The following is a 15,479-nucleotide window of genomic DNA, read 5'->3' on the forward strand; positions in this document are numbered from 1 at the left end:
CCGCTGTGTATCAGGTTTCCCGCGTTATCGTTGGCGACCTTCGCGAGCAAGCTCGCTCCTACAGGGTATTAGTCACCACTGAGGTCGGTGCGAGCCCAGTTCCACCGCCGGCAAATCCCACTGCAGCGGCGTGCCACTGATACTCAGCGGCGCCAGTAGCCGATGGGCCTGGCCCCAGGCTGTCTGCTCCACGACCAGGCCTTGGTCATTGATGTCTTCCTCTCGCAATGCCGCTTGCTGTGCCACTGGTCCGGCCTCCACCAGTAACTTCGCCGTGCGCGCCAACGACAAACGCGCCGAACCGCCGCGTCCGGATTCCAGGCGCTCGGTCAACGCCCGGATCGCACTGGCGGCCATCAAGTAGCCGGTGGCGTGATCCAGCGCTTGTACCGGTAGCGGCAGTGGTTTATCCGTCTGTTTCCAGGCCATGCCGGCCTCGGCAATCCCGCTGCTCATCTGCACCAGGCTGTCAAAGCCACGACGATTACGCCATGGGCCGTTCCAACCGTAGGCGTTTAGGCTGACGTCGATCAGGCCGGGGGCGATGTGTTGCCGCTCGCCAAGGGTGTAACCCAGTTGCTCCAGGGCATCGGCGCGGTAGCCGTGGAACAGGATGTCGGCGTCCTTGAGCAATGCTTCGAACACCTGTCGGCCTTCCTGGCTCTTTAGGTCAAGACGGGCGCAGCGTTTACCCAACGTCATCTCCGGCACCACGCCAGGTTCGTTCCAGGTGGGCGAGTCGATGCGCAGTACGTCGGCGCCCAAGCCCGCGAGGAAACGACTGGCCACCGGGCCGGCTAGCACCCGGGTCAAATCCAGCACCTTGATGCCGGCCAGTGGGCGCGCTGCGGAACCGAGCCAGGGTTTGTCGATGCCGGGTTCGAAGACCTGGCGCTGGATCAACGCCTCGGCGTTCACTGCCAAGCCTTGAGGATGCTGCTGCCAGGCTTGCCAGCTACGCATCTGCGCCGCACAACCGCCCGCATCGACCACCGCCTGTTCCAGTTCGGCGGCTTTCCAGGTTGCGACTTTGCTCGCCATGGCTGCGCGATCAGCGGCAGGTCCCAATACCCGCTCGGCCGCTGCACGATGATGGGGCGCGTTGGTGTGCAAGCGAATCCAGCCATCGACGCTGGCGTAGTCACCCGCTACCGGGTCCCACAAAGGCGGCACTTGCCAACCTACGGGGCGAATCGACGAGGAGAACCACAACGAGGCCAGGCGCCTATCCACGCTGACACTGGGCAGGCGCCCGGTTTGTTGCTCAATCAACTGGGCGACGGCTTGGCCGGCGGCGCCGATGCTGGCGGCCGCCAGGTCAGTCACGGCAAAGGTCGAGGGCAAGGCACCGGCCTGGGTCTGGGGCAGTGGGGCGTGCGGTAGAGCGAGTGCGGCTTGGATGGGAGTCAGCAGGTCAGTCATCAAAGGCCCTCCGTAAGAGAAGGGCCACTATAGAAGATCATCCCACTGGTGTGGCAACCCCAGGGATCAAGGGCAGTTCGATGCTGGCAATAAAACCGCCCTCGGGATGGTTGGCCAGGATCAGGTTGCCGCCATGGCGCTCGGCAGCGCGACGAGCGATGGCCAAGCCCAGGCCATGGCCTTGGGCGGTTTGGCCGGGCGCACGGTAGAACGGCTCGCCCAATTGGCTCAGGTGCTCAGCTTCAACGCCGGGGCCGTGGTCGCGTACGCTGATCAGAATGCGCCCGCCTTGATGCTGGGCCTGCAATTGAATCGGCTCGCCCACCGGGTTGAAGCGCTGGGCATTGCGCAGCAGGTTGTCCACGGCGCGTTCGATCATGGTCGGCCAGCCTTTGAGCTGCAAATCATTGGCAGTCGTCAGTTGCACCACTTGCTCGGGGGCACTGAGTTGGGCGTCCTTTTGCAGCGTTTTAAGCAACGGGTTGAGGTCGATGTCTTCGGCGCTGGCGTTGTCGGCGTCGACCCGTGCCAATACCAAAATTTCGCTGATCAAGGCTTCCAGGCGATCGCATTCGCGAGTCAGGCGCGGCCAGAGTTTTTCCCGTTCTTCGGGGCTGGCGCGCTCGGCCAGGGCCAGGGCGATACGCAAGCGTGCAAGGGGTGAGCGCAGTTCATGGGAGACGTCGCGCAGCAACTGGCGCTGGCTGCCGATCAGGCTTTGCAAGCGTGCGCCCATGCGGTTGAAGTCGTTGGCCAGCACACCGAATTCATCACGCCTGTTGGCCAGTTGCGCCAGGCTGTTCTGTTGATAGGTGGTTTGCCCCAGGTCATGCACCGCGCCGCGCAAACGGCTGAGCGGGCGGGTGATGGACAAGGTCACCAGCAAGCTGAACAGGGTCAGCACCACCAGGGTAATCGCCAATGCACTGAGCGGCCACAGCAGGCTGCTGCGGTGCCAGGCGTCCAGCTCCGGGTGAGGAATACGGTAAATCAGCAGGTAGGTATCGCCGGTTTTGGCGCTGGTGTACTCGGCGGTCAGGCGCCGCCAGGGCAGGTGGCCGTCCTGGCTGTCGTTTTGCCGGGCTTCGAAGGCGGCGGCGCGGCGCGGGAAGGTGCCGCGCACCACCGGGTCGCCGCTTTCGTTAAGCACTTGCACGTCGATGTGGTACTGGCGTTTGCGCTGCTGCAACAAGTCCTGGGCAGCGTCTTCACCCTGGGTTTCGTAGAGCTGCGTCCACTCCTGGGCCAGGTTGTTGAGCCCAGGGTGGCGGCTGAGAATCCAGGCGTCCTGGTTGAGCATGTGCCCAAGCAGGATCGATAACCCGGCAACCAGGGCGATGGCCAGCCAGAAACTCGCCAGGATACGCCAGAACAATGAACGCACAGGAAACCCTCAAACAGGAAAAGCCCAGCGGCGTGAACCACTGGGCTGGGGGTGAAGCTAGGCCATTATTGCGCTTTTTGCGCTTGCTGGGCTTTCCAGGCCTGGAACTCTTTCCATTCGGCGCGGCGCTCGGCTTGCTTCTTGACGATATCGTCGTACTTCTTCTGTTGGTCGGGCTTAAGCACCGCACGAATATCGGCCTGGGTTTTCTGCTTGCCGGCGGCGATTTCGTCCTGCATGGCCTTCTGGTCAGCGGCCGGGAGTTTGTCCAGGTACTTTTGGGTCAGGTCTTTGCGGGCGTGCCATTGGTCACCCATCAGCTTGCGGATCTGCTCACGCTGTTCCTTGCTCAAGTCCAACTGGCTGAACGGGCCGCCTTTGCCACGCTGGCCGTGTTCACCGTGGCCTGGGCCACCCATCATGCGGCTTTCAGGCCCACCCATCGGGCCTGGGCCTTCTGGCATTGCCATGGCAACGGTGGGCAGGGCAGTGGCGAACATCAAAGCGATAAGGGTCTTGCGCATGGTGATTCTCCTGTCTCTATTCCGGTGAGTCCGGATGTGAGTAGGTTACGCAGGGCAAGGTCAGCGGCGGTCAGGGGAGGGTAAAGCTTCGGTAAAGACGGGTTTGAAAGGAACTGACAAAACCCGGTCTCTGTAGGAGCGAGCTTGCTCGCGAAGAACGTATAGGCACCGCGTTTAATCAGGATGCCTGCGTTATCGTTGGCGTTTTTCGCGAGCAAGCTCGCTCCTACAGGGGGCTGTATTGTGTTTAGAGGCTGTAGTAGTAACCACGGCTACGCAACGCCACGATCCTTGGCCGGCCATCAGGATGCGGGCCGATCTTTTTGCGCAGGTTGCTGACGTGCATGTCCAGGCTGCGGTCATACAGGGTCAGCTTGCGGCCCAGGGCGATCTGCGCCAGTTCCTGTTTGTCCAGGGGCTCGCCCGGTTGGCGCAGCAGGGCTTCGAGCAGGCGGCTTTCGGAGACGGTGAGGGCGAACTCCTGTTCATCGATGCTGACCACGCCGCGCACCGGGCTGAAGCACAGGTCGCCCAGTTCCAGTTGGGTCGACACCGCGGCCGGGTGGCTGCGGCGTAATACGGCGCGTAGGCGCGCCGTCAGCTCACGCGGGTCGCAGGGCTTGGCCAGGTAGTCGTCGGCGCCCAGTTCCAGGCCGAGGATGCGGTCCAGGGGTTCGCCCCGGGCCGAGAGCATCAGCACCGGCAGCTCCGGGTGGTCGTTGCGCAATTGCTTGAGCAGCTCCAGGCCGCTGCCGTCGGGCAGCATCACGTCGAGCACAACGGCCGCCGGCGCACTGTCGGCCAAGGCTTTACGGGCGCTCAAGCCATCGTGGCAGGCGCGCACCTGGAAACCTTCCTGGCTCAGCCAACTGGTCAGCAGCTCACAGAGCTCCTGGTCATCATCTATCAGTAACAGCTCGCTCATGACTCACTCAATTTAGCCATTGTCGGCGGCGAAGGCCCCACCGGTGACGCCGTGAGCCATTATGAGTACGCCGAAACGATTAGGTTCGACGCAGCCGGGCTCAAGGCAAGACTTGCTTGAACGGCTTGATCACCACATCGGCGTAGACGCCTGCTGCAACGTAAGGGTCTGCCTTGGCCCAGGCCTCGGCGTCGGCCAGGGAGGCGAACTCGGCCACGATCAGGCTGCCGGTGAACCCGGCGTCGCCCGGGTCATTGCTGTCGACGGCCGGGTGCGGGCCGGCCAGTACGATGCGGCCTTCGGCTTGCAGCTGTTTGAGGCGCTCGACGTGGGCCGGGCGTACGCTCAGGCGTTTTTCCAGCGAGTTGGCAACGTCGGTGGCAATGATGGCGTAGAGCATGTCAGTCCTCGGTTTTTGGTGTGGTAGCTGCGGTGTCATGCAGGTGACGCGACAGGTAGATACCCTGGCCGATCAAAAACAATACGGTCATGCCCAGGCTGCCGAACACTTTGAAGTCGACCCAGTAGTCCTGGAAGGTAAAGGCCACGAACAGGTTGGCGGCACCGCAGAACAGGAAAAACACGATCCAGGCCACGTTCAGGCGTACCCACACCGGCTCCGGCAAGGTCAGCGCGTGCCCCATGATCCGCTTGATCAGCAGGCGGTCACCGATAAAGTGGCTGCCGATGAACACCAGGGCGAACAGCCAGTTCACCACCGGGGCTTTCCATTTGAGGAAGGTTTCGCTGTGGAAGGCCAGGGTCAGGCCGCCGAATACCAGGCAGGCGATAAGCGTGAGCCATTGGCTTTTTTCCAGCTTGCGCTGGGAGATGAAGATGGCGCCGTAGACCACGATGGAGCTGACGATCAGTACGGCGGTGGCGCTGTAGATGCCCCCGAACGATAGCTCGTGGCCGGCGATTTCGATGACCCTGGGGTCGAGTTTGGTAACGATGAAAAACAGCAACAGCGGGATGAAGTCGATGAATTGTTTCACAGTAAGAGCCAGAAGCTGGATGTGGCGGCATAATAACAAACATCCTTGGTTGCGATAGCGCCAGCTGACTTGAGGTTACACACTCCCGTGAATGTTGATTTGCACTGCCACAGCACGGCCTCCGACGGCGCCCTGGCGCCCGCGGTACTGGTTGCGCGTGCGTTTGAAAAAGGCGTGCGAGTTTTGGCATTGACCGACCACGACACCCTCGAAGGCCTCGATGAAGCCCGCCAGGCCGCGCATTCCCTGGGCATGCAGCTGGTCAATGGCGTGGAATTGTCCTGCACCTGGGGCGGCGCCACCATCCATGTGCTGGGCTACGGTTTTGATCAAAAGGCCCCACCCTTGGTGGCGGCTATTGCCCAATTGCACGATGGCCGCTGGCTGCGGTCCGAAGAAATAAGCCGCAAGCTCAGCCTTAAAGGCATGCCGGGTGCCCTAGACGGCGCCCGGGCTATCCAGCAAGAGCTGGGCGACAGCGGCAACGCACCGGCCCGTCCGCACTTTGCCGACTGGATGGTGCGTGAAGGCTATGTGAAGGATCGCGCCGAAGCCTTTCGCAAATGGCTGGGCGCCGGCAAGTTGGGCGACGTGAAGCTGCATTGGCCGACCCTGGAAGACACCGTCCAGACCCTGCGGGCCTCCGGGGCCTGGGTGAGCCTGGCGCACCCCTGGCATTACGATTTCACCCGCAGCAAGCGCCGCAAGCTGATCAGCGACTATATTGGAGCGGGTGGCCACGCCATCGAGGTGGTCAACGGGCATCAACCCGCCGAACAGGTCGGCAGCCTGGCGATCCTTGCCCGCGAATTTGGTCTGCTGGTCAGTGCCGGCAGTGACTTTCATGGCCCAGGCGGCTGGTCCGAGATTGGCGAGTATCGCCAGGTTCCGGAAGATCTGCCGCTGTTGTGGGGGCGATTCAAGCATGACCCCATTATTGCCACCGTCTGAACAGGTAGAGTACGTGAGCCAATTCTTCCAGATTCATCCGGAAAACCCTCAGGCGCGCCTGATCAAGCAGGCCGTGGAGATCATCCGTGCCGGTGGGGTAGTGATCTACCCGACGGATTCTTCCTATGCCATTGGCTGCCAGATCGGCGACAAGGGCGCGGTCGAGCGGGTAAGACGCTTGCGCCAGCTGGACGACAAGCACAACTTTGCGCTGATCTGCAGCGACTTGTCCCAGCTTGGTCTGTTTGCGAAGGTCGACACCGGTACGTTCCGCCTGCTCAAGGCCCATACGCCGGGGCCCTACACGTTCATTCTCAACGCCACCCGCGAAGTGCCGCGCCTGTTGCTGCACCCCAAGAAACGCACCATCGGCCTGCGCGTGCCGGAACACCCGATTGCCCTGGCGCTGCTGGCCGAGTTGGGCGAACCGCTGATGAGCGTGTCGTTGATCCTGCCCGGCGAAACCGAGCCGTTGTACGACCCTTACGAAATGCGCCGTTTGCTGGAAAAACACGTCGACCTGATCATCGACGGCGGCTACGGCGGCAATAAGGCCTCCACGGTGATCAACCTGGCCGACGGTGAGCCAGAAGTGGTGCGTGTGGGTTGTGGCGACCCGGCTCCGTTCATGGTCGAGGCCTGAATGTCGGCCGTGGAAACCGCTGATCCCCAGGCCGGCGCCCAGCAGGAACTGCCGTTTGCCATGGTGTACGGCCAGGCGGTCATGGAAATGCCCCTGGACCTGTACATCCCGCCGGACGCCCTTGAGGTATTCCTTGAAGCCTTCGAAGGCCCGCTGGACTTGCTGCTGTACCTGATCCGCAAGCAGAACATCAATATCCTCGACATTCCGGTGGCAGAAATCACCCGCCAGTACATGGGCTATGTGGAGCTGATGCAGTCGGTGCGCCTGGAACTGGCCGCCGAGTACCTGGTGATGGCGGCCATGCTCGCCGAGATCAAGTCGCGCATGCTGTTGCCGCGCTCGGAGACGGTGGAAGCCGAAGAGGATGACCCACGCGCTGAGCTGATCCGCCGCCTGCAAGAGTACGAACGCTTCAAGGCTGCCGCCGAAGGCATCGACGGCCTGAGCCGTGTGGGCCGTGATGTGGTGGTGCCCAAGCTCGACGCCCCCGAGGCGCGCGCGCGCAAGTTGCTGCCAGACGTGAGCCTGGAAGAATTGCTGATGTCCATGGCCGAAGTCCTGCGCCGTGGCGATATGTTCGAGAGCCACCAGGTCAGCCGTGAAGCGCTGTCTACCCGCGAGCGCATGAGCGATGTGCTGGAGCGCCTCAAGGGCGGTGGGTTTGTGCCCTTTGTCGAGCTGTTCACCGCCGAAGAAGGGCGCCTGGGCGTGGTGGTGACCTTTATGGCGATCCTTGAGCTGGTCAAGGAGTCCTTGGTCGAGCTGGTGCAGAATGAGCCTTTTGCGGCTATCCACGTGCGGGCGCGAGCCGAATAACGAGCTGAATCGATGAATCTGACTGAACCCCGCGAACTGGCCCCTTTGCTGGAGGCCTTTCTCCTGGCCTCGGGTAAACCGCAATCTTTGGAGCGCCTGTTCGAGCTTTTCGAAGAAGCCGAACGCCCGGAGCCGCCGGTCTTCAAGAAGGCCTTGGAGGTCCTGCGCAAGTCCTGCGAGGGGCGTGCCTTTGAACTGCGCGAAGTGGCGTCGGGTTACCGCCTGCAGATCCGTGAGAAGTTTTCGCCGTGGGTCGGGCGGTTGTGGGAAGAGCGCCCGCAGCGCTATTCCCGGGCGATGCTGGAGACCATGGCGCTGATCGCCTATCGCCAGCCCATCACCCGGGGCGAGATCGAAGACGTGCGTGGCGTGGCGGTGAACAGCCATATCGTCAAGACCCTGCTGGAGCGCGAGTGGATCCGCATCGTCGGCTACCGCGACGTGCCGGGCAAGCCGGCCATGTTCGCCACCACCAAGGTGTTCCTCGATCACTTCAACCTGAAAAACCTCGACGATCTGCCGCCCCTGGCCGAACTGCGGGAAATGGAAGCCGAGCCGGTGCTCGACTTCGACGACGCGCCGGTGCCGCAAAGCCTGCAGGAACTGGCCGACGCCAGCGCCGAGCCGGAGGAGCCCAAGGACGAGACCAGTTTCCATACGCTGTTGCTGGAACTGGACGACATGGAGCAGGGCATCAAGACCGACTTCGACGATTTGCTGCGTGATGGTGCGGCAGAGCCAGAAACCCAGGTGAACGTTGAGTCCGCGCCTGAGGTCGAAGCCGAAGACGATGTGCTTGGCGTGGCCCAAGCCCGGGAAAAGCTCCTGGCCGCCGTCGCCGCCCTCGAACAGCCGCCCCTGAGTGACGAAGAAGACGAAGCCCGGGCGCTGGCCGAGGCCATCGAGAACGAACGTCGTCAGCTCGAAGACTGACCCGGTATTTCCAAACACCGCAATACCCCATGTGGGAGCGGGCTTGCTCGCGAATGCGGTGTATCAGCTTGCAGATACATTGACTGAACCACCGCATTCGCGAGCAAGCCCGCTCCCACATTTAATCAGCGTCGGCAGGGGAAGTGTATGAGCTCGACCAAAGACCCGTGCATCAGCATCTGCAAATTCAACGACGACATCTGCGTCGGCTGTGGCCGCAGCAAGCGTGAAATCCGTGCCTGGAAGAAACTCGACAAAGCCGACAAGCGCACGGTTCTGGCCGAAGCCGAGCTGCGCTTGCTGGCTTTGGGGGCCACCGGTCGGCGGAAAAGCAAATGAGCTGGGCGTTATCGGCTAGTCTGTGATGCGCAACACGCGCCATGCGCGTATGATTCGCGACCCCTTGCCGACCTATTCGGCCAAGGCCCCGCTTTCAATACCCTTCAGGCCATGCCTGAATCGACCCACCGGGAGGTGCTTACGATGAATGACCAAGACCAGAAAGACCAGGAAATCGGCCCAGCAGGCGAAAAACTGCAAAAGGTGCTGGCGCGTATCGGCGTGGGCTCGCGCCGCGACGTCGAAGCGTGGATTACCCAGAAGCGCATCAAGGTCAACGGCGTCGAGGCCACCCTCGGCCAGCGCGTCGACCTGCACGATGCAATCACCATTGATGGCAAGGTCATCAAGCGTGAAGAGGCCGCCGAATCGGTGCGCCGCGTGATCATGTACAACAAGCCCGACGGCGAGATCTGCACCCGTGACGACCCGGAAGGCCGTCCGACCGTGTTCGACAAGATGCCCAAGCCTAAAGAGGGCCGCTGGATCAACATCGGCCGCCTGGACATCAACACCACCGGCTTGCTGATGTTCACCACTGACGGTGAGTTGGCCAACCGCCTGATGCACCCGTCCTACGAGATGGACCGTGAATACGCCGTGCGTGTACGTGGTGAAGTCGATGACGAGATGATCGAACGCCTCAAGGCGGGCGTGGTGCTCGAAGACGGCCCGGCCAAGTTCACCGACATCAAGCAGGCGCCAGGTGGCGAAGGTTTCAACCACTGGTACCACTGCGTAGTGATGGAAGGCCGTAACCGTGAAGTGCGTCGCCTGTGGGAGTCTCAGGGCCTGGTGGTCAGCCGCCTCAAGCGCGTGCGTTTTGGCCCGGTGTTCCTGAACTCCGACCTGCCGATGGGCCGCTGGCGCGAAATGAGCCAGTACGAAGTCGATATCCTCAGCGCCGAAGTGGGCCTGACGCCGGTTGCCATGCCGCAGATGAACGCCAAGAGCAAAGACAAGCTTGAGCGTATGCAGCGTAAATCGTCGCGCCCGGTGCCACGTACCGAACGTGTTGCCCGCACCCTGCGCCCTGCGCTGGATGCACCGGCCACCGGCGGTCGTATCTCGCGTCAGCCGCACATTGAAGGCGAGCGCCGCCCCACCGCGCCAGCGCGTCAAGAAGGTGAGCGTGCGCCACGTACGCCGCGTCCTGCCCCGGCGGGTGGTCGCAGCAACCGTGGTGAATCGGATCGCCCGGCCGACAACGCCAGCACCAAGCGTCCAGCCAAGCCAGCGGCGAACAAGCGTCCTGGCCCGAAACTGGTCGCGGACGAGCCGTCGGGCAAGCGCCGTGGCGCCCCGGCCGGTTCCGGCCAGCGCCCTGGTTTTGGTCGCAAGAAGCCGCAGTGATGCGTTAAGCGCTGCACAAAAACGCCAACCCTAGGGTTGGCGTTTTTTTCGACCTGAATTTGAAATGCAACCCACTGTGGGAGCTGGCTTGCCTGCGATAGCGGTGGGTCAGTCACCTTTATGCTAACTGACCCACCGCTATCGCAGGCAAGCCAGCTCCCACAGGGATCTCTACACGTCTGACGGTCTTTTAAAAGGCAAAGGCGCCATCAAACACCGGCTTGTCATCCAGCGCCAACACCCCACTGGCGAAGATCAGGTCCAGGTGATGACTGCCTTTCTGCCCGCCACCCAAGCCCAGGTGCAACCCGCAATGGCGCTCTTCAAACCCGGCATTGCGCGCATACAGGTCCTTGACCCCTTCATTGGTACCAATCCCCAACTCCTCCACACGACGGTTGGACGGGTTGGCATTCAGGTACTTGTTGAAATCATCCGCCAGCCCCGGCACGTCGCTGGCCACGCTGCAAACGGTGGAGTTTTCGATCCATAACTCCAGCGGCGATTGCAGCACGCCGTATTTGCGCGCAAAGGGGATGGTGCTGAGGAAGGTGCCGACAAACCGCACCTGGCCGTTGATGGCTTCGCTGTGAGTGGCGATTTCGCCGGGGGCCAGGTCGTGGTTGCCGACGCCGTTGATATTGGTCCACTTCTTGATGCTGCTCATCGGCGCTTCCAGGCGCGAACCGTGTTTGTCGGTGAAGCTCAGCACGTTGGCCTGGGCCATGCGCCGGATCAGCGTGGCGTTGAGGTCGGCGATGCGTTGGGGCTCGACGCTGAAGGTGTCGTAGAAATAGTCGCCGTAATCCTTGAACAGCAGGGATTTTTTCCAGTGTTCGGCCATCACGCCTTGCAGGGCGCGGATAAGGTCCGGGCCTTCGGCGCGGGGGTTGGGCAGCGTGGAGGAGTCGTAGAGAAACAGGTACAGGTCGCAGGTTTGAATGGCTTGGGCCAGGGCATCGCTGGGCGCCAGGTCCAGGCGTTGCAGTTGGAAGTTGAAGCGGGCGGCGCTGCCGTGGGTGATCGCCTGGGCGATGGCGTCATAGCGCGCGGTATGGCCCAGCAACACGGTGGGGCGGCTCAGGCCGTTGAGGGCCGGGTGGTGCGCAAGGTAGTAGAGAAAGTGTTCGACGGCGCGGGCCTTGTCCATGACGGGTGTCCTTCTGTGCCTTGGGTAAGGGGGCAGGCGCCGTGCACAGCGCCTGCCGGATGCCTGCCGGGTATTAGAAAGGCCACATCGCGGTGCCAAAAGGCACAACGGCATCGGCTTGCATCATTTCAACGGCGGCCTCATGGGTCGGCGCTTCAAACCAATCGTCGAGTTGCAGTTCGGTTTCCAGGTCGTTTTCCAGTGCTTGCATGGTGTATCTCCTAGAGGACGTTGATTGAGAACGGCTCACCCACGGGCTTCGCGGGCAAGTGCAAAGAACCTAGAAGAGAGTGTTTCGAAATGCAAAAAATTTATTGACACGGTTTCATTTGGATTTTTTCTTCTGTTTTTTGGCGGATTTTTTTATTAAGGCAAAACAGTGCATTGGCTGAAGCGATTCTTCAGATGCTGCCTACCGACAGAATTCCGTTGAGGGCTGCCGAAGTCTGGCTGTAACGCAGGTTTTCCGGGGTGTAACGACAGCTTTACGCAAATGTCCTGGCTTTGTTGGGGGTTGCGCTGATGTAAGCATTAGCTGACAGAATCGCCTGTGCACTTTCCCGGTGCGTGCCGAAGCTGTCGAGCGGTGTACAATGCGCCGCGTTTTACTGTGACCCCCCTTGCGTACCCACGCAAAAGGCCAAGACCTCAGGGTTTGATCCCCCTGATCACTCCGCCTGGCCACGAGCCGGACGGGTTCGATTTCGTCACAGATAAAAACAAACAGGTGACGCATGACCATTAGAAAGACGCTGTACTCCTGGTGCCTGCGCTGGGGTTTGAGCGGCGCTGCTTGAGTCGGTAATTCAAGGCAGCAACCTGCATTCAACTCTTCAAACCTTGCGTGAGACCCTTTTCATGAGTGGACCCCATTCTTCTTCAGGCGAGCTGAAACGCGGCCTGAAAAACCGGCATATCCAGTTGATCGCCCTCGGTGGCGCCATCGGCACCGGCCTGTTCCTGGGCTCGGCCGGGGTGCTCAAATCCGCCGGCCCGTCGATGATCCTGGGCTATGCCATCTGCGGCTTTATCGCCTTCATGATCATGCGCCAGCTTGGCGAAATGATTGTCGAGGAGCCGGTTGCTGGCTCTTTCAGCCACTTTGCCCACAAGTACTGGGGCGGTTTCGCCGGCTTTTTGTCGGGCTGGAACTGCTGGATTCTGTACATTCTGGTGGGTATGTCGGAGCTGACGGCCGTCGGCAAATACGTGCACTACTGGTGGCCGGAGATCCCGACCTGGGTTTCGGCGGCGGCGTTTTTCGTGCTGATCAACGCGATCAACCTGGCCAACGTCAAAGTCTTCGGTGAAGCCGAGTTCTGGTTCGCCATCATCAAGGTGGTGGCGATCGTCGGCATGATTGCCCTGGGCAGCTACCTGCTGGTCAGCGGCAGCGGCGGCCCGCAAGCCTCGGTCAGCAACCTGTGGGAGCATGGTGGTTTCTTCCCCCATGGCGTCGGCGGTTTGGTGATGGCCATGGCGATCATCATGTTCTCCTTCGGCGGCCTGGAAATGCTCGGCTTTACCGCTGCCGAAGCCGACCAGCCACGTACCGTGATCCCCAAGGCGATCAATCAGGTGATCTACCGCATCCTGATTTTCTACATCGGTGCCCTGGTGGTACTGCTGTCGCTCACACCATGGGACAGCCTCTTGGCGACCCTCAACGCCTCCGGCGATGCCTACAGCGGTAGCCCGTTCGTGCAGGTGTTCTCGATGCTGGGCAGTAACACGGCCGCGCATATCCTCAACTTCGTGGTGCTGACGGCCGCGCTGTCGGTGTACAACAGCGGCACCTACTGCAACAGCCGCATGCTCTTGGGCATGGCCGAGCAGGGCGACGCGCCCAAAGCACTGGCGAAGATCGACAAGCGCGGCGTGCCGGTGCGTTCGATCCTGGCCTCGGCGGCGATCACCCTGGTGGCGGTGCTGATGAACTACCTGATGCCCCATGACGCGCTGGAACTGTTGATGTCGCTGGTGGTGGCCACGCTGGTGATCAACTGGGCGATGATCAGCTTCTCCCACTTCAAGTTCCGCCAGCACATGAACCGCACCGGCCAGGTGCCGCTGTTCAAGGCGCTGTGGTACCCGTATGGCAACATCATCTGTGTAGCGTTCGTGGTGTTTATCCTGGGCACCATGTTGATGATTCCAGGCATTGACCGCTCGGTGTACGCGATCCCGGTGTGGGTGGCGTTCATGGGCGTTTGTTACTGGGTCAAGAACAGGCGGGCGCAGCAGTCCGTCGCAGTCCAAGCCTTGACGGCGAAGTAAGGCCGTATACTGCGCTAAATGTGGGAGCGAGCAAGCCCGCTCCCACATTTTTGACCGCGCTCGGCTTGAGGGGGCGTATCTCTAACTCTCCTAACAAGGCTCGCGTTTTCCATGCTGGTGATTTCCAACAACGTACACTTGCCCGATGCCGAGATCGAGCTGACCGCCATTCGTGCCCAAGGTGCCGGTGGGCAGAACGTCAATAAAGTGTCGAGTGCGGTGCACCTGCGGTTTGATATTCCGGCCTCGTCGTTGCCAGAGTTCTACAAGGAGCGCCTGCTGGCGTTGCGCGACAGCCGGATCACCAGCGAAGGCGTGCTGGTGCTCAAGGCCCAGCAATATCGCACCCAGGAGCAGAACCGCGCCGATGCGCTGGAGCGCCTGGTGGAGTTGATCCAGAGCGCTACCAAGGTCGAGAAAAAACGCCGTCCGACCAAGCCTACCCTGGGCTCGAAGAAACGCCGCCTGGAGTCCAAGACCAAGCGCGGCAGCATCAAGGCCGGGCGCGGCAAGGTCGACTTCTAGGCGTCGCGTGTTTCCCGGGCCTTAGGCGCCTGGCGGTACAGGTAGACGCTCAGCAGCAAACCGGCGAAAGCGGCGAGGGCGGCGAACAGGAAGATCGAGGCAAAGCCAAAGCCTGCCGCCACGGCGCCCGCCAGTGGCCCGGTGATGCCCAGGGACAAATCAATAAACAGCGAATAGGCGCCCACCGCCGAGCCACGGCTGGAAGCCGGCACCAGGTTGACCGCCTCTACCCCCAACGCCGGGAACACCAGGGAAAAGCCGAAACCGCTCAACGCCGCACCCGCCAACGCCAGCTGGGCATCCGGCGCCAGCCACAGCAACAGCAGGCCCAGCACTTCCACCGACAGGCAAGCGATGGCGACGCGAAACCCGCCAATGCGGTTGATCAAATTGCCAAACAGCAAACGCGCGCCGATAAAACTGGCACCGAACAGGCTCAAGGCCCACACCGCGTTATCCCAGTGCTGGGTGCTGTAATACAGCGTGATAAAGGTGGCGATGGTGCCAAAGCCGATGGAGCCCAGCGCCAGCGCGCAACCATGGGGCAGCACGCGGCCCAGCACATTCATGAACGGCAAACGGACGCCGGGTACAATCGGCGCGGCTTGTTTTTTCCAGGCCAACAGCACGCCCAGCACGGCCAATAGAATGATGCTGACGCCCATGCTCCACAGCCCCAACTGGCTGACCAGCAGCACCCCCAACGGCGCGCCGACCGCCAGCGCGCCGTAGCTGGCGATGCCGTTCCAGGAAATAACCTTGGCCGTGTTCGCCGCGCCGACACGGCCGATACCCCAGCCAATCGCGCCCGAACCCACCAGGCTTTCAGCGCTGCCCAGCACCAGCCGCCCGATTAGCAGACAGCCGACGCTGAAGGCCGGCAGGCTGGAAAACCACGCCGCCAGCAACATGAATACGCCGCTCAAACCGCAGCCCACCAGGCCGATCAGCACGGCGCGCTTGCTGCCCAGGTTGTCGATGATCTTGCCGGCATAGGGGCGGCTCAGCAGGGTTGCCAGGTATTGCACGCTGATGACCAGCCCGGCGATAACGGCGCCATAGCCCAGTTGGCTATGCACATAACCGGGCAATACGGCCAGGGGAATGCCGATATTCAGGTAGCCGATGAAGGTAAACAGCACGATGGAAACGACTTGCAGCGTGACCGCCATGGGGCGCTGGGTATCTGGCATGGGAGAGATCCACTGTCGCAGCAGGTAAAGATAGGCTGCTAAT

At 61.7% G+C, this 15,479-nt stretch carries 17 protein-coding genes; 8 read left to right on the top strand and 9 right to left on the bottom strand.

Annotated elements, in window-relative coordinates:
- Positions 1-72: 72 nt before the first annotated feature.
- From PSH76_RS04700 to PSH76_RS04725, 6 genes are all read right to left on the bottom strand, one after another.
- On the bottom strand, positions 73-1,422 hold the full coding sequence (locus PSH76_RS04700) for a CoA transferase (protein WP_305493651.1): 1,350 nt from the start codon (positions 1,420-1,422) through the stop codon (positions 73-75).
- Between the two features lie 37 nt (positions 1,423-1,459).
- Complete coding sequence (locus PSH76_RS04705; RefSeq protein ID WP_305493652.1) at positions 1,460-2,806, bottom strand: HAMP domain-containing sensor histidine kinase; 1,347 nt, start codon at positions 2,804-2,806, stop codon at positions 1,460-1,462.
- Between the two features lie 65 nt (positions 2,807-2,871).
- Positions 2,872-3,330: an LTXXQ domain protein gene (locus PSH76_RS04710; protein WP_305493653.1), complete on the bottom strand. Its 459-nt coding sequence runs from the start codon at positions 3,328-3,330 to the stop codon at positions 2,872-2,874.
- 247 nt (positions 3,331-3,577) lie between these two features.
- The gene (locus PSH76_RS04715) at positions 3,578-4,255 is read right to left on the bottom strand and encodes a response regulator transcription factor (protein WP_003193803.1); all 678 of its coding nucleotides are present in this window, start codon (positions 4,253-4,255) and stop codon (positions 3,578-3,580) included.
- A 100-nt stretch (positions 4,256-4,355) separates the two neighbouring features.
- Positions 4,356-4,655, bottom strand: a complete 300-nt coding sequence (locus tag PSH76_RS04720) for a YciI family protein (protein WP_032895552.1) — start codon at positions 4,653-4,655, stop codon at positions 4,356-4,358.
- Between the two features lies 1 nt (position 4,656).
- Positions 4,657-5,253 carry a septation protein A gene (locus PSH76_RS04725; RefSeq protein WP_044267795.1) on the bottom strand — a complete coding sequence of 199 codons (597 nt, stop codon included), beginning with the start codon at positions 5,251-5,253 and terminating at the stop codon, positions 4,657-4,659.
- Positions 5,254-5,340: 87 nt separating this feature from the next.
- On the opposite strand from PSH76_RS04725, the gene PSH76_RS04730 reads away from it, so the two are divergent.
- The 6 genes from PSH76_RS04730 (at position 5,341) to rluB (ending at position 10,291) form a co-directional block, all read left to right on the top strand.
- Entirely contained in the window at positions 5,341-6,204 is an 864-nt protein-coding gene (locus PSH76_RS04730) for a PHP domain-containing protein (RefSeq protein ID WP_003193798.1), read from the top strand.
- Positions 6,205-6,217: 13 nt separating this feature from the next.
- Positions 6,218-6,847, top strand: coding sequence for an L-threonylcarbamoyladenylate synthase (locus PSH76_RS04735; RefSeq protein ID WP_003193796.1), 630 nt, complete (start codon positions 6,218-6,220; stop codon positions 6,845-6,847).
- Positions 6,848-6,907: 60 nt separating this feature from the next.
- On the top strand, positions 6,908-7,666 hold the full coding sequence (locus PSH76_RS04740) for a ScpA family protein (RefSeq protein ID WP_171905498.1): 759 nt from the start codon (positions 6,908-6,910) through the stop codon (positions 7,664-7,666).
- Positions 7,667-7,678: 12 nt separating this feature from the next.
- A complete protein-coding gene (gene scpB / locus PSH76_RS04745) occupies positions 7,679-8,599 on the top strand; it encodes an SMC-Scp complex subunit ScpB (protein WP_305493654.1) in 921 nt (306 codons plus the stop codon).
- Positions 8,600-8,746: 147 nt separating this feature from the next.
- Entirely contained in the window at positions 8,747-8,938 is a 192-nt protein-coding gene (locus PSH76_RS04750) for a DUF1289 domain-containing protein (RefSeq protein ID WP_044267786.1), read from the top strand.
- A 144-nt stretch (positions 8,939-9,082) separates the two neighbouring features.
- Positions 9,083-10,291, top strand: a complete 1,209-nt coding sequence (gene rluB / locus PSH76_RS04755; RefSeq protein ID WP_044267783.1) for a 23S rRNA pseudouridine(2605) synthase RluB — start codon at positions 9,083-9,085, stop codon at positions 10,289-10,291.
- Positions 10,292-10,481: 190 nt separating this feature from the next.
- On the opposite strand, the gene PSH76_RS04760 is transcribed toward rluB, so the two are convergent.
- On the bottom strand, positions 10,482-11,441 hold the full coding sequence (locus PSH76_RS04760) for a leucyl aminopeptidase (RefSeq protein ID WP_305493655.1): 960 nt from the start codon (positions 11,439-11,441) through the stop codon (positions 10,482-10,484).
- Between the two features lie 73 nt (positions 11,442-11,514).
- Entirely contained in the window at positions 11,515-11,652 is a 138-nt protein-coding gene (locus PSH76_RS04765) for a hypothetical protein (protein ID WP_003175756.1), read from the bottom strand.
- Positions 11,653-12,299: 647 nt separating this feature from the next.
- Here PSH76_RS04765 and PSH76_RS04770 point away from each other — a divergent pair.
- Positions 12,300-13,718 carry an amino acid permease gene (locus PSH76_RS04770; RefSeq protein ID WP_032895559.1) on the top strand — a complete coding sequence of 473 codons (1,419 nt, stop codon included), beginning with the start codon at positions 12,300-12,302 and terminating at the stop codon, positions 13,716-13,718.
- Between the two features lie 111 nt (positions 13,719-13,829).
- Positions 13,830-14,243 carry an alternative ribosome rescue aminoacyl-tRNA hydrolase ArfB gene (gene arfB, locus PSH76_RS04775; protein ID WP_032895560.1) on the top strand — a complete coding sequence of 138 codons (414 nt, stop codon included), beginning with the start codon at positions 13,830-13,832 and terminating at the stop codon, positions 14,241-14,243.
- Here arfB and PSH76_RS04780 read toward each other — a convergent pair.
- Positions 14,240-15,436: an MFS transporter gene (locus tag PSH76_RS04780; RefSeq protein WP_305493656.1), complete on the bottom strand. Its 1,197-nt coding sequence runs from the start codon at positions 15,434-15,436 to the stop codon at positions 14,240-14,242. The genes arfB and PSH76_RS04780 overlap by 4 nt on opposite strands.
- Positions 15,437-15,479 lie beyond the last annotated feature (43 nt).

It is taken from the genome of Pseudomonas sp. FP215 (genome assembly GCF_030687795.1).
Classification (GTDB): domain Bacteria; phylum Pseudomonadota; class Gammaproteobacteria; order Pseudomonadales; family Pseudomonadaceae; genus Aquipseudomonas; species Aquipseudomonas salmasensis.

Coding starts and splice junctions, on each gene's coding strand:
- PSH76_RS04715 (WP_003193803.1), bottom strand. CDS start 4,255: ATGAGCGAGCTGTTACTGATAGATGATGACCAGGAGCTCTGTGAGCTG.
- rluB (WP_044267783.1), top strand. CDS start 9,083: ATGAATGACCAAGACCAGAAAGACCAGGAAATCGGCCCAGCAGGCGAA.
- arfB (WP_032895560.1), top strand. CDS start 13,830: ATGCTGGTGATTTCCAACAACGTACACTTGCCCGATGCCGAGATCGAG.
- PSH76_RS04765 (WP_003175756.1), bottom strand. CDS start 11,652: ATGCAAGCACTGGAAAACGACCTGGAAACCGAACTGCAACTCGACGAT.
- PSH76_RS04770 (WP_032895559.1), top strand. CDS start 12,300: ATGAGTGGACCCCATTCTTCTTCAGGCGAGCTGAAACGCGGCCTGAAA.
- PSH76_RS04750 (WP_044267786.1), top strand. CDS start 8,747: ATGAGCTCGACCAAAGACCCGTGCATCAGCATCTGCAAATTCAACGAC.
- PSH76_RS04700 (WP_305493651.1), bottom strand. CDS start 1,422: ATGACTGACCTGCTGACTCCCATCCAAGCCGCACTCGCTCTACCGCAC.
- PSH76_RS04780 (WP_305493656.1), bottom strand. CDS start 15,436: ATGCCAGATACCCAGCGCCCCATGGCGGTCACGCTGCAAGTCGTTTCC.
- PSH76_RS04760 (WP_305493655.1), bottom strand. CDS start 11,441: ATGGACAAGGCCCGCGCCGTCGAACACTTTCTCTACTACCTTGCGCAC.
- PSH76_RS04710 (WP_305493653.1), bottom strand. CDS start 3,330: ATGCGCAAGACCCTTATCGCTTTGATGTTCGCCACTGCCCTGCCCACC.
- PSH76_RS04720 (WP_032895552.1), bottom strand. CDS start 4,655: ATGCTCTACGCCATCATTGCCACCGACGTTGCCAACTCGCTGGAAAAA.
- PSH76_RS04740 (WP_171905498.1), top strand. CDS start 6,908: ATGGTGTACGGCCAGGCGGTCATGGAAATGCCCCTGGACCTGTACATC.
- scpB (WP_305493654.1), top strand. CDS start 7,679: ATGAATCTGACTGAACCCCGCGAACTGGCCCCTTTGCTGGAGGCCTTT.